15 protein-coding genes are annotated in these 13,405 nt (G+C 66.1%); 7 read left to right on the top strand and 8 right to left on the bottom strand.

Annotated elements, in window-relative coordinates; all coding sequences use genetic code 11:
- The coding region (locus tag WAW85_RS14745; RefSeq protein WP_422560345.1) for a GMC oxidoreductase at positions 1-356 on the top strand (356 nt) is incomplete at its 5' end.
- Between the two features lie 80 nt (positions 357-436).
- On the opposite strand, the gene WAW85_RS14740 is transcribed toward WAW85_RS14745, so the two are convergent.
- From WAW85_RS14740 to WAW85_RS14705, 8 genes are all read right to left on the bottom strand, one after another.
- A complete protein-coding gene (locus WAW85_RS14740) occupies positions 437-1,171 on the bottom strand; it encodes a vitamin K epoxide reductase family protein (protein WP_422560344.1) in 735 nt (244 codons plus the stop codon).
- Positions 1,168-1,926, bottom strand: coding sequence for a DsbA family protein (locus WAW85_RS14735; RefSeq protein ID WP_422560343.1), 759 nt, complete (start codon positions 1,924-1,926; stop codon positions 1,168-1,170). Before WAW85_RS14735 ends, WAW85_RS14740 begins: the two co-directional genes overlap by 4 nt.
- Before the next feature lie 123 nt (positions 1,927-2,049).
- Positions 2,050-2,526 carry a hotdog fold domain-containing protein gene (locus tag WAW85_RS14730; RefSeq protein WP_422560342.1) on the bottom strand — a complete coding sequence of 159 codons (477 nt, stop codon included), beginning with the start codon at positions 2,524-2,526 and terminating at the stop codon, positions 2,050-2,052.
- A 20-nt stretch (positions 2,527-2,546) separates the two neighbouring features.
- On the bottom strand, positions 2,547-3,293 hold the full coding sequence (locus tag WAW85_RS14725; RefSeq protein ID WP_422560341.1) for a succinate dehydrogenase/fumarate reductase iron-sulfur subunit: 747 nt from the start codon (positions 3,291-3,293) through the stop codon (positions 2,547-2,549).
- Between the two features lie 22 nt (positions 3,294-3,315).
- The gene (locus WAW85_RS14720; protein ID WP_422560340.1) at positions 3,316-5,256 is read right to left on the bottom strand and encodes a fumarate reductase/succinate dehydrogenase flavoprotein subunit; all 1,941 of its coding nucleotides are present in this window, start codon (positions 5,254-5,256) and stop codon (positions 3,316-3,318) included.
- Entirely contained in the window at positions 5,253-6,851 is a 1,599-nt protein-coding gene (locus tag WAW85_RS14715) for an aspartate:alanine exchanger family transporter (protein WP_422560339.1), read from the bottom strand. The genes WAW85_RS14720 and WAW85_RS14715 overlap by 4 nt, the downstream gene beginning before the upstream one ends.
- A 34-nt stretch (positions 6,852-6,885) precedes the next feature.
- Positions 6,886-7,644: a succinate dehydrogenase cytochrome b subunit gene (locus WAW85_RS14710; RefSeq protein WP_422560338.1), complete on the bottom strand. Its 759-nt coding sequence runs from the start codon at positions 7,642-7,644 to the stop codon at positions 6,886-6,888.
- A 151-nt stretch (positions 7,645-7,795) separates the two neighbouring features.
- Positions 7,796-9,436, bottom strand: coding sequence for an acyl-CoA synthetase (locus WAW85_RS14705; RefSeq protein WP_422560337.1), 1,641 nt, complete (start codon positions 9,434-9,436; stop codon positions 7,796-7,798).
- A gap of 213 nt (positions 9,437-9,649) precedes the next feature.
- On the opposite strand from WAW85_RS14705, the gene WAW85_RS14700 reads away from it, so the two are divergent.
- The 6 genes from WAW85_RS14700 to rplB all read left to right on the top strand — a co-directional run.
- Entirely contained in the window at positions 9,650-10,459 is an 810-nt protein-coding gene (locus tag WAW85_RS14700) for a glycosyltransferase (RefSeq protein WP_422560336.1), read from the top strand.
- A 332-nt stretch (positions 10,460-10,791) separates the two neighbouring features.
- Complete coding sequence (gene rpsJ, locus WAW85_RS14695) at positions 10,792-11,097, top strand: 30S ribosomal protein S10 (protein ID WP_003938093.1); 306 nt, start codon at positions 10,792-10,794, stop codon at positions 11,095-11,097.
- 15 nt (positions 11,098-11,112) lie between these two features.
- The gene (gene rplC / locus WAW85_RS14690) at positions 11,113-11,769 is read left to right on the top strand and encodes a 50S ribosomal protein L3 (protein WP_422560335.1); all 657 of its coding nucleotides are present in this window, start codon (positions 11,113-11,115) and stop codon (positions 11,767-11,769) included.
- Positions 11,766-12,425, top strand: a complete 660-nt coding sequence (rplD, locus tag WAW85_RS14685) for a 50S ribosomal protein L4 (RefSeq protein ID WP_422560334.1) — start codon at positions 11,766-11,768, stop codon at positions 12,423-12,425. Before rplC ends, rplD begins: the two co-directional genes overlap by 4 nt.
- Before the next feature lies 1 nt (position 12,426).
- A complete protein-coding gene (gene rplW, locus WAW85_RS14680) occupies positions 12,427-12,732 on the top strand; it encodes a 50S ribosomal protein L23 (protein WP_422560333.1) in 306 nt (101 codons plus the stop codon).
- Positions 12,733-12,766: 34 nt separating this feature from the next.
- On the top strand, positions 12,767-13,405 hold a 639-nt coding region (gene rplB / locus WAW85_RS14675), incomplete at its 3' end, for a 50S ribosomal protein L2 (RefSeq protein ID WP_422560332.1).

Genomic DNA, 13,405 nt, shown 5'->3' with positions numbered 1-13,405 from the left:
ATCTTGGGCACCCGACGGTGGGCGTGCTCGACGAGACGGGGCTGGACCTGGGTGCGCCGGACGCCGAGTCGCTCGCGCGGATGGACCGGGGCGCAGCGCAGGTGGTGGCGATGCTGGGATCGTCGTCATTCGCCGGACTGGTGGAGTCGGGATCCATTGCCGTCGATCCGGTGATGTCGATGTCGCAGCACGCCACCGGAACGTTGCCGCTCGGGACGGTAGTCGATCAGTGGGGCGAGGTGCCGGGGATCGGCGGTCTGCGCGTGGTGGACGGGTCGATCCTGCCGGGGTCGACCCACGCCGGACCCCACGCCACTATCGCGATGGTCGCGTGGGTGATCGGCGGCGCGATCTAAGCGCGCGAGGACTGGTGTCGACGAGGCCCCTTTGCTGGCCTGCTCTACCAGCGAGAGGTTTCGCCGAGGCCGCCGATGGGCTAGATCAGTGAGCTCCAGTAATCCCAGAATTGGTAGCCGCCGGCGAAGATCACGATCACGTACCAGGCGGCAAGGACGAACCAGGAGGCGTCGCGGACGATGCGTCCGTTGGGTCCGTCGCCGAGCGCACGGGAGAAGCTCAGCACCATGATGATCGGCGTGACGGTCCAGACCACCATGCAGTACGGGCACAGGGCGCCGATGCGGTAGATGCTCTGGAACGCAAGATAATTCACGAACGCGAAGCCGACCGCGGTGATCAGCGTCTGGCCGATCCAGTACCAGCGCGGCAGCCGGATTCGACCGACGGACAACACCGCAGTGGCCAGGATGACGGCGAACGCGGGCAGGCCCAGCAGCGGGTTGGGGAAGCCGAGGAACTCGGCCTGCTCGGTGCGCATCACCGAACCGCACGAGAGGATCGGGCTGAAGTTGCAGCTCGGAATGTAATTTGGGTTCTTCAGTAGGTCGATCCGCTCGATCGACAGTGCGGCCGAGGCTGCCATGCCGAGGATTCCGCAGATCAGCATCACCCACGTCGACACGATGCCGAGCGGACGCAGCGCGGTGAGGCCACGTCCGCCGGTGTCGGGAACGTCAGCGTCGGGAATGCCGGTGCCGGGAATACCGGTGCCGGGGGCTTCGGTCGCCGTGACGGCCGCCTCCGCCTCGGTGGACACCGATGCGGCGACCTCGTCCCCGAGGTCGCTCGCGGGGCGATCGCTGTCGGTCACCGGGCAGCCTCGACGGCGGCGTTCACCTTGTCTTGCAGGTCGTTGGCGGTAGTGATCTCAACTAGTTCACCGTTAATCCGCAGGCTCGGCGTCCCCTTGAAGTCCGGCAGTGCCATGATCTTTTGGGAATTCTCGTTGATCCAGTTGCGGTAGGAGATCTCGGTGACGCAGTCGTCAATGCCCTCGACACCGGCATCCTTGGCGAGTTGGATCAGGACCGAGTTGTTCAGGCCCGAGCCGCCCTCCGGGGGCTGATTGGCGAACAGCAGGTTGTGGTATTCGAGCCACTTGCCGAACTCATTGCCCGAACCGGTCTTTTCCGCGACGCACATCGCGGCATTGGCGGCGCGAGATGAGTAGGCGGTCGTCGACGCGCGATCAAGCATGTTGATCGAGACGTAGTCGATGGCGACAGCGGGATTGGAGTGGAAGCCAGCCAGGGTCGGGCCCATCAGCTGCTCGAACTGATGGCATGCCGGGCACTGGAAGTCCTCGGTGACGGTGATGACCACCGATGGCGTGGTGCCCTGCGCTGCGGCCGTGATACGGATGGCGCCGTCGGTCACGACGGTCGGCACCTCGGTGCCGTTCTTCGAAAGATCCGCGTCCGACCCGGTCTCGGTAGTCTGGCCATCCTTGGTCGTCATGATGATCACGATGGCGGCGATCACGGCCAACACCACCACGGCAGCGATGGTCAACAGGATGGAACGACGGCGCTCGGCGGCGCGTGGGTCGATCACACGGTTACTCACGTCGGTTTCCTTCACATCACATGGCAGCCCGGTCGCGTTGGACAAGGCAGGTCGGGGACAACCCTACTGGGTTCACCTGAGAGAAGGGCAGCCTCGTCGGAGAGCGGGGCCGCGGGTGCCGGATCAGGCGGGCGTTACCCAGGTAGTGATGTCGGCGTGCACCACCTCATTGCCGTGGGTGTCGCAGATCCGGACCGAGACGATGACGTCGACGCCGTCGGTGATCGCGGTGAAGTCGATCGGTTCGGCGAGTTCGGCATGGGCCGTGAGCCGGGTCTTCGCCTTCGCGAGGTACTGGACGTTCATCGCTTTCGGGATCCAGCGGTGGGTGGTCGGGGTGGTGGCCTCCATCAGCATGCCCATGGCCGCCTCGGCGAGGTTGCAGGCGGCAATCGCGTGGAAAGTGCCGAGGTGGTTGTGAACGCCGAACCAGTTCGGGGAAATGACGCGGCAATAGCCGGGCCGCATCTCCTGGACGAGGGGCAGGACGGTGCCGAAGTACGGCACCCGCGCGACCATGCCGAGGGAAAAGAGGGTGTCGCCGAGGCGGTTGCCGGGAAGCCGCTTACGCAGCGCATACGTGGGCGAATCGGGGCTCATGCCCCGATCTTACTCTGGAGTCAGGTGCTCCGACGGCGGAAGGACACGCGCAACGCTTCGCGGTTCACTGCGGCGACGGCGGACAGGTCGATATCGGCCGGACACACCTGCGCACACTCGCCGAAGGTGGAGCACGGACCGAAGTCGTGATCGAGCTGGCCGGCGATCGCCCGGGCACGACGACCCCGCTCCTGCGCGCCGTACGTCAGCGTCGACAGGTGTGCCAACTTGGCTCCAGCGAACAAGTGCGCGGCGCCGTTCGGGCAGGCGGCCACGCATGCGCCGCAGCCGATGCAGGCGGCAAAATCGAGTGCGGTTTCGGCGGTGTCGTGGTCGATCAGCTCTGCGTCCGCGTCGGCGGCCTGCCCGGCGTTGACGGCCACATGCCCGCCGGCTTCGATCACTCGATCGAGGGCACTGCGATCGACGACAAGGTCGCGCACCACCGGAAAGGCGTTGGCGCGCAACGGTTCCAGGCGGAAGTGGGTGAGCTCGGGGAAACGGTTCAAATGCTGCAGGCACGACGGCGTGTTTGGCACTGGGCCGTGTGGGCGGCCGTTCACCGTGATGCCACACGCCCCGCAGATACCTTCACGGCAATCCGAATCGAAGGCGATCGGGTCGATGCCGTCGGCCACCAGCTGCTCGTTCAGCAGGTCGAGCACCTCCAGTAACGACATCTCCGGCGTCACCTCTGTGCGGTACGTCTCGAACCGGCCGACCTGGTGATGGTCGGCCTGCCGCCAGGCCTCGACGGTGATCTCCACTGCTGTCCTCCGTTCGGCGGGGCTATTGGTAGTTGCGGGTGGTCAGCGGGGTGGCCGCGAACTCGAGCGGCTCGCGGTGGCGGACCGCTCGGCCGTCGGCGGCAGTCTCCCACACCGACGCGAAGCGCCAGGCGTTGTCGTCGCGCAGCGCCTCACCGTCGGGGGTCTGGTGTTCCACCCGGAAGTGCGCCCCGCAGGACTCGTCGCGATCGAGCGCGTCTAAACACATCAGCTCGGCCAGCTCCAGGAAATCGGCGACCCGTCCGGCGCGCTCCAACTCCTGATTGAACTGCCCGGCCCCGCCGACGACGCGCAGATCCGACCAGAAGCGGTCGCGCAGCGTCGCGATCTCGCTGACTGCCCGGGTCAGCGAGGCCGCGCTGCGGGCCACTCCGACGCCGCGGTACAGGATCTCGCCGAGTTCCCGATGGAAGACGGCCGGGCCGGTGGTGCCGCCGATGGAGATGAGGCGGTCGATCCGTTCGGCCACCGCCGCGGTGGTGCGGAGCACGGCGGGATCGTCCTGGGCCAGCACCGGCTCGCCGAGTAGTCCGGCCAGGTAGTCGGGCACCGAGTAGGGCAGCACGAACCAGCCGTCGACGCAGGCCGACAGGAGCGAGTTGGCACCGAGCCGGTTGGCTCCGTGATAACCCCAACCGGCCTCGCCGCCGACAAAAAGCCCTGAGACAGAAGACATTTGGTTGTAGTCGGTCCAGAGTCCGCCCATGGTGAAGTGCGCGGCCGGGGCGATCCGCATGGGCACTGTGTACGGGTCCTCGCCGGTGGCGTCGCGGTACATGTCGAACAGATTCCCGTAGCGTTCGGCGAGCGTCGCGCGCCCCAGGCGGGCCAGGGCGTCAGCAAAATCGAGGTACACGCTGTTGCGCAGCGGGCCGACGCCGTGGCCGCTCTCGATCTGCTCGCGGGCCGCCCGCGACGCCACGTCCCGGGGGGTGAGATTGCCGTATGTGGGGTACTTGCGTTCCAGGTAGTAGTCGCGCTCGTCCTCCGGGATCTGCCCGGGCGCGCGGTGGTCGTCGGGCGCCGCGGGTACCCAGATCCGGCCGTCGTTGCGCAGCGACTCGCTCATCAACGTGGTCTTGGCCTGCCACGGCGCACTGACCGGCAGCGCCGTCGGATGGAACTGAACGAACGACGGCGAGGCCAGATACGCGCCCCGACGATGGGCCCGCCAGGCCGCCGTCGCATTCGAGTTCCGCGCCAGCGTCGACTGGTAGAACACCGTCCCGTATCCGCCGGTAGCCAGCACGACGGCGTGCGCGGTCTGCGCGCCGAGTTCGCCGGTCACCAGATCGCGCACGACGACGCCTTGCGCTCGCCCGTCGGCGACGATCAAGTCGAGCATTTCCTGGCGGGTGTGCAGAGTGACGGTGCCGGCAGCGACTTGGCGGAGCAGGGCCTGCGAGGTGGCGACCTGCAGCTGCTGCCCGGTCTGTCCGCGCGAGTAGTAGGTGCGCGAGACTTGCACGCCGCCGAAACTGCGGGTGGCCAAGGGGCCGCCGTACTCGCGAGCAAAAGGTGCGCCCAGCGCGTTCAGATGATCGATCACCCGCATCGATTCTTCGGCGAGCCGGAAGGCGTCGGCCTCGCGACCGCGGAAGTCACCGCCCTTGACGGTGTCGGTGACGAAGCGCGCAATCGAGTCGTTGTCCACCGTCCGGCCGCGCATTGCGTTGATACCGCCCTGCGCGGCGACGCTGTGCGCGCGGCGCGGCGCATCGTGAAAAGTGAAGGCGTGTACCTGATAGCCGAGTTCGCCGAGGGCAGCGGCACATCCGGCGCCGGCCAGGCCGGTGCCGACCACGATCACCGAGAACTTTCGGCGGTTCAGCGGGCCGACCAGGCGATAGCCGTCGCGGCGACGCTGCCACGCGGTGGCCGGATCACCGTCGGGTGTGTGGGGGTCGAGGTCGTCGCCGATTCCCGGAGCGCGCTTGGTCAACTGAAATACACCACCATGATTTGGGCGACGAGGACCTTGAAGATCATCGCGATCGGAAACAACGTGGCGTAGGCGACCGCGAGGCGCTGATCGGGCACCTTGTCCATCGCGTAGGCATACGGTGCCGGGTTGAGCTGGGAGCCGGTCAGGCCGCCGAGCGCGTTGGCGGTGCCGTTCTTGAGGATCGTGCGCAGGCCGACGATGCAGATCACCGCGTGGACCACGGCGATTGTCAGGCCGAGGATCACCAGGGCCAACGCATCGTCCTTCAGTGCGGTGACCAGCCCGCCACCGGCGCCAAGTCCGACGGCGGCGAGGAAGACCAGCAGCGAATACTGATTCAGGGTGCTCGACACGTTCCCGGGGAGGGTCCAGACGATCGGTCCGGTGCGGCCGAGGATGCCCAGGACTACACCGACGATCAATGGGGCGGTCGCGGTGCCCAAGGTGAGGGTGCCGCCGCCGGGCATTGGGATGGCCACGAAGGCGAGCACGAGACCGAGAGCGAGACCGATGGACAGGCCGACCGGATTGATGTCGCTGGCCTGGCGTTCGGAGTCGCCGAGTGCCTTGGCGATCTCCGGGAACTGGTCGCGCGGGGCGGTCACGCGCAGCCGGTCGCCGGTCATCAGCACCAGATCCGGGGTGGCGATGATGTCGACGTCGCCGCGCCGCACCCGGCTGACCGTGGCGTCGAACCTCTCGTCGAGCCGCAGGTCGTGCAGCGGACGGCCGCTCAGGGTGCGCTCGGAGAGCGTGATGCGGCGGAAGTCGATCGTGCTGCGGTCCATCCACGGCTCGCTGGTGGCCAGGCGGCCGAACTTGTCGGTGATCGCGTCGAAGTCGTCGGCGCGCGCGGTCAGCGTGAGCAGGTCGCCAGCGGTCAAGATTTGATCGTCGTGGGCCACCACGGTTTGCCCGGCGCGGGTGATCCGGGAGATCACTGCAGGGTGCGCGGCGGAGAACGCGGCGACGGTGAGGCCGGGGTCGGCGGTCAGTTCCAGGGTCTTCACGACGATGGGGACGGTCGGTTCGCTGTCTTGCGGCGTGGGCTTGCGGCGGCCGGCCGAAATTAGATACTGGCAGGCCAGGATGGTGAGGAAGACAGTGATTGGGTAGGCGACGGCGTAGCCGATGGCCGGGTCGACGACGGCTTCGCTGATCGGGACGCCGGTCTCGTCGAGCAACTGCCCCTGCACGGCGCCGAGCGCGGGCGTCGCGGTGCCGGCGCCAGCGAAGGAGCCCGCGATGGTGCCGATATCGAGCCCGAAGCCGCGGCCGACACCGAGCGCCACCGCAGCCATCCCGGTGATCGCGATCAGCGAGACCACCACCTGCTTCCAGCCGGTGCGGATCGCGCTGATGAACGCCGGCCCGGCCGCGATGCCCACCATGTAGCAGAAGACGCAGAGTGCCAGGCTGCCGACGATCGGCGGCAGCGCGATGTCTGGGTTTAGTGCCGACAGCGCCAGGGCGGCGAACAGTGCCCCCGCCGGGCCGAACGAGACGGGACCGAACGGGATCTTCCCGAACAGGCAGCCGACGGCGATGGCGAGGAACAGGGTGAGGAGCGGACTGTCGATCAACCACTGCATGTCAGGTCACTCCTTGCCTGCCGCGCCTGGGCCGTCACTGGATCCAGCCTGCCAGCACCGCGAGCGGAATGGAGATGTTTCCGATGGCGACAACGGCGGCGAACACTGCGGCGACCACGGCCCAGACTTGGCGCAGGTGCGCGCCGGTGGCGCCGTAGTCGGTGGCGAGCATCCACAGGCCGTGCACCAGGTGCAGGCCGAGCATAAGCATCACCAGCATGTAGAACAGTGCCATCGGCCACCGCTCGAAGCTCGCTACCAGATTGTCGAACGCATATGAGGTGGCCGGGGTCGTCGTCGTAAAGCTTTGCGGCGCCACCGGTTTGGTGCCGGTGGTCAGGTCGAGGATGTGCACGACGATAAAGACCAGCAGCACAACGCCGGTCCACGGCATCAACGTTGCCGGAATCCGCCGCCACCCCATGGCTCGCCGACGGTGCGGGCCTTTGGCTCGTCGGGCCCGGACGACGAGGATCGCGGACGCGCCCACGTGCAGCAGGAGGCAGATCAGCAGGACGATCCGAAAGATCCAGAGGGCGCCCTCGTACGGCAGCAGTGGTTCGGCCAGGGTTCGCAGCCAGTGCGCATACGCGTCGAAGTGCTCGGCCCCGGTGTACACCTTGAGGTTCCCGATCATATGGACCAGCACGAACAGGGCGAAGACCGTTCCGGTCAGTGCCATCGTCAGCTTGAGTGCGACATTGGATGGCCCCGGCGCGGGGCGATCGGGGATCGGCGCAGTGGCGTGCGGCATCGGGACCGCCGGGGGTAGCGGCGGGGCTGACAAACCCATGGCATGACGCTAACCCAGAATGCCGAGCATCGCTCGCTGGTTGAGTCGGGCGACGGCCCTCTCGGGTCCCTGAGCCTGTCGAAGGGCGTTCCCATTCGATGGTTGAGCGAGCGGAGCGAGTCGAAACCACTCCGTCGGATCGGACGCGCGGCTACTCGTCCAGGGCGCCGGTGGGGAGAAGTCGGCGGACGAGTTTGCCGGTGGGGTTGCGGGGGAGGTCCGCGACGAAGACGACGTCGCGCGGGACCTTGTAGCGCGCCAGATTGGACTTGACGTGCGCGCGCAGTGCGTCCGGGTCGGGCGTGGCACCGTCGGCCAGCACCACAAAGGCGCGCAGCCGCTTACCGAACTCGTCGTCGTCGACGCCGATCACCGCGACGTCGTCGACGCTCGGGTGCTCGGCGAGCAGGTTCTCCACTTCCTGCGGGTAGAGGTTCTCCCCGCCGGAGACGATCATGTCGTCGTCGCGGCCGGCGATGTGCCACAGGTTGTCTTCGTCGAAGTAGGCCATGTCGCCGGTGGACATATGGCCTTCCAGAATCTGCTTGTTGCGGCCATCGGTGTAGCCCTCGAAGGGGGCGCCGTTGCGCACAAACAGGCGGCCCTTCACATTCGGTTCGGTGATGCGCTGGTCGTTGTCGTCGAAGAGGACCATGTAGCTGGAGATCGGCGCTTGGCCGATGGTGCCGGGCGCCTTGCGTAGTTCGGCGGGGGTGGCGACGGCGGCGACGGCCACTTCAGTAGATCCGTAGAGGTTGTAGAGGACGTCGCCGAACTGGTCCTGGAACTCCTCGCACAGAGTCGGCGGAAGTGCTGACCCGGCGACCACCACGGACTTGAGGGAGGAGGTGTCGTACTTGTTGATCACCTCGGCGCCCAGCGCCAGAATCCGGTGCAGCATCGTCGGCACGGCGACCAGCATCTCGGCCTTGTTGTCGGCGATCGCCTGCAGGGTCTTCTCTGCATCGAAGCGGCGCAGCAGCACCGTGTTGCATCCCATCGCCGTACCTACCGCCCAAGTGGCGAAACCGGTGGAGTGGAACAGCGGCGAGACGATCACGAGGGCACCGCGGTAGGGGAACGCGATGCGATCCACTAGCAGCGCCGAGGTGAACGGGGAGAACTTGGAGCGCTGCGCGCCCTTGGGTAGCCCGGTGGTGCCACTGGTCAGAATCACCATGCCGCCCCACTTGTCCGGAGTCGGCGGCATTTCGGTGCGGCCGCCGGCGACCACGTCGTCAAGGGTCCGCACGTCCGGGCCGAACTGCCGATCACCGTCGGTCCAGGTGACGATGCGGGGCAGATCGGCGGGCAGACCGTCCACGAGGTCGGCGAACTCCTCATCGAACAAGATGGCCTCGAGCTTCTCCCGCTCGGCCACCTCGACGAACTGCTGCTTGCCGAAACCCGTATTCATTAATGCCAACCGAATGCCGGAGCGGCCCGCGGCGAACTGGGCGAGGGGGATGGCGCGGTGGTCGCGAGCGATGATGCCGACCACGCCGCCGGGCTTAATGCCTAGGTCAAGCAGTGTGTTGGCGAGGGCGTTGGACTGCCGATCGACGTCGCTCCAGGTGAGCATGCCGTGCTCGTCGGTGATGGCAGGCTGACCGGGGATGTCGGCGGCCTGATGGGCCATCACGGTGCTCATCGGACCGACGAGTTTGGTGTTCTTGAAGGTGTCGATGACACGTTTGGGGTTGCTGAGATCGGTGAGTTTCGCCTGCCGCAGGGCCCTGGAGGCTCCGAGGGTGTCGCGAATCTGCTCCAAGGTGCTTCCGAGCTTCGACATATGCGTCAGGTCCCCAACTCGCGGCCGCTCGCCACGTTTCTGTGATGTCCGATTTACCGTGTGTCGCCGGTCACGCTACTTGGCAAATGCTTCTAGCGCCAGGGCTGGTCGGCGGAATCTGCGCAAAAGTGGAAACAATCGTGTTCTGATAGTCGTCGCCGCGGCGACCCTCGAAAGCGTCATGGGCACTGAAGTGGAGGTATGGTCATAAGTATGCGCATTTCGCTCGTGATTCCTTGTTACAACGAGGCCGACCAGATTCGCGCCTGCCTTGACGCTGTCGCCGCTCAGGAGCGTCCATTTGATGAAGTTCTGGTGATCGACAACAACAGCACTGACGAGACGATGGCGCACGTCACCGAGTTTGCTGGTCGACTGCCGCTGCGGATCGTTGAGGAATCGCAGCAGGGCGTCGCGTGGGCGAGCCAGGCCGGATACGACGCCGCGGCAGGAGACGTCATTGCCAGGATTGACGCTGATACGCGTCTCGAGCCGGGGTGGACGGCAGTCGTCGAGAGCTGCTTGGTCGAGCATCCTGAAGTGGATGCGCTCGGTGGTGTGGCCTGGTTCTACGACAGTCCGGGATTCAATCTCCGCAAGGCGGCCATGGAGGGATCTGAGAAGTTTGGCGCGCAGGTGGCGGGCCGCCAGAGGATTCTTGCCGGCAACAACATGGTCATGCGTCGCGAGGCATGGATGCGCGCGAAGGGTTACGTCCGCAACCGCCCGCGCACGCATGAAGATATCGACGTGTCCTATGCGCTGGCCGAAGCCGGGTGTGACGTACGCAAGTTGCCGGGCATGGTTGTAGGCCTGTCCGCCAGGCGGTTTGCGAGCACATCGACGGTGCTGTCCGATTACCGACGGGCGGTGTTGCGGACGCAGAGGGTGCACGGGCAAACCAAAGATCAGGTGTTCTATCTGCTGGGCTGGCCGATCAACGTGGCAACCTGCGGTATCTGGGGGTACTACCTGCGCCGCAAACGCCTCGTCGAGTCGCGCACCTCGCCGGTGACTGACTAGTGCGATTTGAAACACGGGGTCGCCGTAGTGCATACTTGTCAGGTTGCCTCCTTGTGGGGCGATGAACTCCACCGGACCGCTTACGCGGAACCGGGCGTGTAACGCGTGCACTTTTTTGCTAAGTGATACGGCCACGACACGCCCGACCGCGGGTGCCGGGGGAAGCGTACAACGACGAATAGAACAGCGTTGATCCCGCCCGAATCTACGGGCGTTGGTCGAAGTGTGGCTCCGTTGCCGCCTGCAGCGCCTCGCGAAGAGGTCCGCGTAAGGGTGTGAGTCCACGCGGTGTTCTGTGCGTCGAGAGACATTTAGACGGAAGAGGACACAGCGTGGCGGGACAGAAGATCCGCATCAGGCTCAAGGCCTACGACCACGAGGCGATCGACGCTTCTGCGCGAAAGATCGTGGAGACCGTCACCCGTACGGGTGCACGAGTCGTCGGCCCGGTGCCGTTGCCTACCGAAAAGAATGTGTACTGCGTCATCCGTTCGCCGCACAAGTACAAGGACAGCCGCGAACACTTCGAGATGCGCACACACAAGCGACTCATCGACATCCTCGACCCGACGCCGAAGACGGTTGACGCGCTTATGCGCATCGACCTCCCGGCCAGCGTCGACGTCAACATCCAGTGACGGGGGACTAGGTAAATGAGCAATCAGACTGCAAAGAAGGGCCTGCTGGGCACCAAGCTCGGCATGACCCAGGTATTCGACGAGAACAACCGGGTCGTCCCGGTGACCGTCATCGCGACCGGCGGCAACGTCGTCACCCAGCTTCGTACCGACGAGCGCGACGGCTACAGTGCCGTGCAGCTCGCCTACGGCGCCATCGACCCGCGCAAGGTGAACAAGCCGGTTGCCGGCCAGTTCACCAAAGCCGGTGTCACCCCGCGCCGTCACCTCGCCGAGATCCGCGTCGCGGACATCTCGGACTTTGAGGTGGGCCAGGAGCTCGGCGCCGACTTGTTCACCGACGGTGTCAAGGTCGACGTGACCGGCACCTCCAAGGGCAAGGGCTTCGCCGGCGTCATGAAGCGTCACGGCTTCGCTGGCCTGGGCGCGAGCCACGGTGTGCACCGCGTGCACCGTGCTCCCGGTTCCATCGGTGGCTGCGCCACCCCGGGCCGCGTGTTCAAGGGCATGCGGATGGCCGGTCGGATGGGTAACGACAAGGTGACCACGCAAAACCTCACCGTCTACAAGGTGGACGCCGAGGCCGGTCTCCTGCTGATCAAGGGCGCGATCCCCGGCCGCAAGGGCGGCATTGTGGTGGTTCGCGACGCTGTGAAGGGTGGCGCCAAGTGAGCACCGAAACCACAACCAAGCTGACGCTGGACGTTCGTACGCCGGCTGGCGCGACCGACGGCTCCGTGGAGCTGCCGGCCAACCTGTTCGACGTGACCGCGAACATCGCGCTCATGCACCAGGTTGTCGTCGCCCAGCAGGCCGCAGGCCGTCAGGGCACGCACTCGACCAAGACCCGCGCAGAGGTCCGCGGCGGCGGCGCCAAGCCGTACCGCCAGAAGGGCACCGGCCGCGCACGTCAGGGCTCGACCCGTGCACCGCAGTTCGTCGGTGGCGGCATCGTGCACGGTCCGCAGCCGCGCGACTACACCCAGAAGGTCAACAAGAAGATGAAGGTCGCCGCCCTGCGCGGTGCCCTCTCGGACCGGGCGCGCAACGAGCGTATCCACGTGGTCACCGAGCTGGTCGAGGGGCAGAACCCGTCGACCAAGGCGGCCCGCCAGTTCCTCGCGGACATCAGCGATCGTCGTAAGTTCCTCGTGGTGTGCAGCCGCGAAGACGACGCCGCGCGCAAGAGCATCGCGAACCTGGAGAACGTGCACGCTATCGCGCCGGACCAGCTGAACACCTACGACGTTCTCGACGCTGACGAGATCGTGTTCAGCGTTCAGACGCTGAACTCGTTCATCGAGGCGAACACCAAGAAGGAGGCCTGACATGGCGACGCACGCTAACCCGCGCGACATCATTTTGGCGCCGGTGGTGTCGGAGAAGGCCTACGGCCTGCTGGAAGAAAGCCAGTACACCTTCCTGGTGCATCCCGATGCCAACAAGACCCAGATCAAGATCGCTATCGAGCAGATCTTTGACGTCAAGGTCGACAGCGTCAACACCGCCAACCGCGAGGGCAAGCGCAAGCGCACTCGCCAGGGCTACGGCAAGCGCAAGAACACCAAGCGCGCCATCGTGACGCTGCGCGACGGCAGCACTCCCATCGAGATCTTCGGGGGCTCGGTCTCCTAGACCGGGCGCTCTTAAGAGAGGGACTTAATTAACTATGGCTATTCGTAAGTACAAGCCGACAACCCCGGGCCGCCGCGGCTCCTCGGGTGCCGACTTTTCGGAGGTCACCCGTGACCATCCGGAAAAGTCGCTGGTCCGCCCCCTGCATGGCAAGGGCGGTCGTAACGCACACGGCCGGATCACCACCCGGCACCGCGGTGGCGGGCACAAGCGTGCCTACCGCCTGATTGACTTCCGTCGCAACGACAAGGACGGAATCAACGCCAAGGTCGCACACATCGAGTACGACCCGAACCGCACCGCGCGCATTGCGCTCCTGCATTACCTCGACGGCGAGAAGCGGTACATCATCGCGCCGAAGAACCTGAAGCAGGGCGACATCGTCGAGTCCGGCCCCAATGCCGACATCAAGCCCGGCAACAACCTGCCGCTGCGCAACATCCCGACCGGTACCCAGATCCACAATGTGGAGCTGCGTCCCGGTGGTGGCGCCAAGATGGCTCGCTCGGCTGGCGCTTCGATCCAGCTCCTCGGCAAGGAGGGTCCGTACGCGACCCTGCGTATGCCGTCGGGCGAGATCCGTCGCGTCGACGTGCGCTGCCGCGCCACCGTCGGCGAGGTGGGCAACGCCGAGCAGGCCAACATCAACTGGGGCAAGGCCGGCCGCATGCGC

The sequence above is a fragment of the Gordonia sp. (in: high G+C Gram-positive bacteria) genome (assembly GCF_049299075.1).
Classification (GTDB): Bacteria; Actinomycetota; Actinomycetes; order Mycobacteriales; family Mycobacteriaceae; genus Gordonia.
Note: the sequence above shows the minus strand (reverse complement) of the source record. Positions and strands in the feature narration are given on the sequence as shown.

Excerpts from the sequence above, each read along its gene's own strand:
- WAW85_RS14730 (WP_422560342.1), bottom strand. The coding sequence starts at position 2,526 with ATGAGCCCCGATTCGCCCACGTATGCGCTGCGTAAGCGGCTTCCCGGC.
- WAW85_RS14715 (WP_422560339.1), bottom strand. The coding sequence starts at position 6,851 with ATGCAGTGGTTGATCGACAGTCCGCTCCTCACCCTGTTCCTCGCCATC.
- WAW85_RS14710 (WP_422560338.1), bottom strand. The coding sequence starts at position 7,644 with ATGGGTTTGTCAGCCCCGCCGCTACCCCCGGCGGTCCCGATGCCGCAC.
- WAW85_RS14705 (WP_422560337.1), bottom strand. The coding sequence starts at position 9,436 with ATGTCGAAGCTCGGAAGCACCTTGGAGCAGATTCGCGACACCCTCGGA.
- WAW85_RS14700 (WP_422560336.1), top strand. The coding sequence starts at position 9,650 with ATGCGCATTTCGCTCGTGATTCCTTGTTACAACGAGGCCGACCAGATT.
- rplC (WP_422560335.1), top strand. The coding sequence starts at position 11,113 with ATGAGCAATCAGACTGCAAAGAAGGGCCTGCTGGGCACCAAGCTCGGC.
- rplW (WP_422560333.1), top strand. The coding sequence starts at position 12,427 with ATGGCGACGCACGCTAACCCGCGCGACATCATTTTGGCGCCGGTGGTG.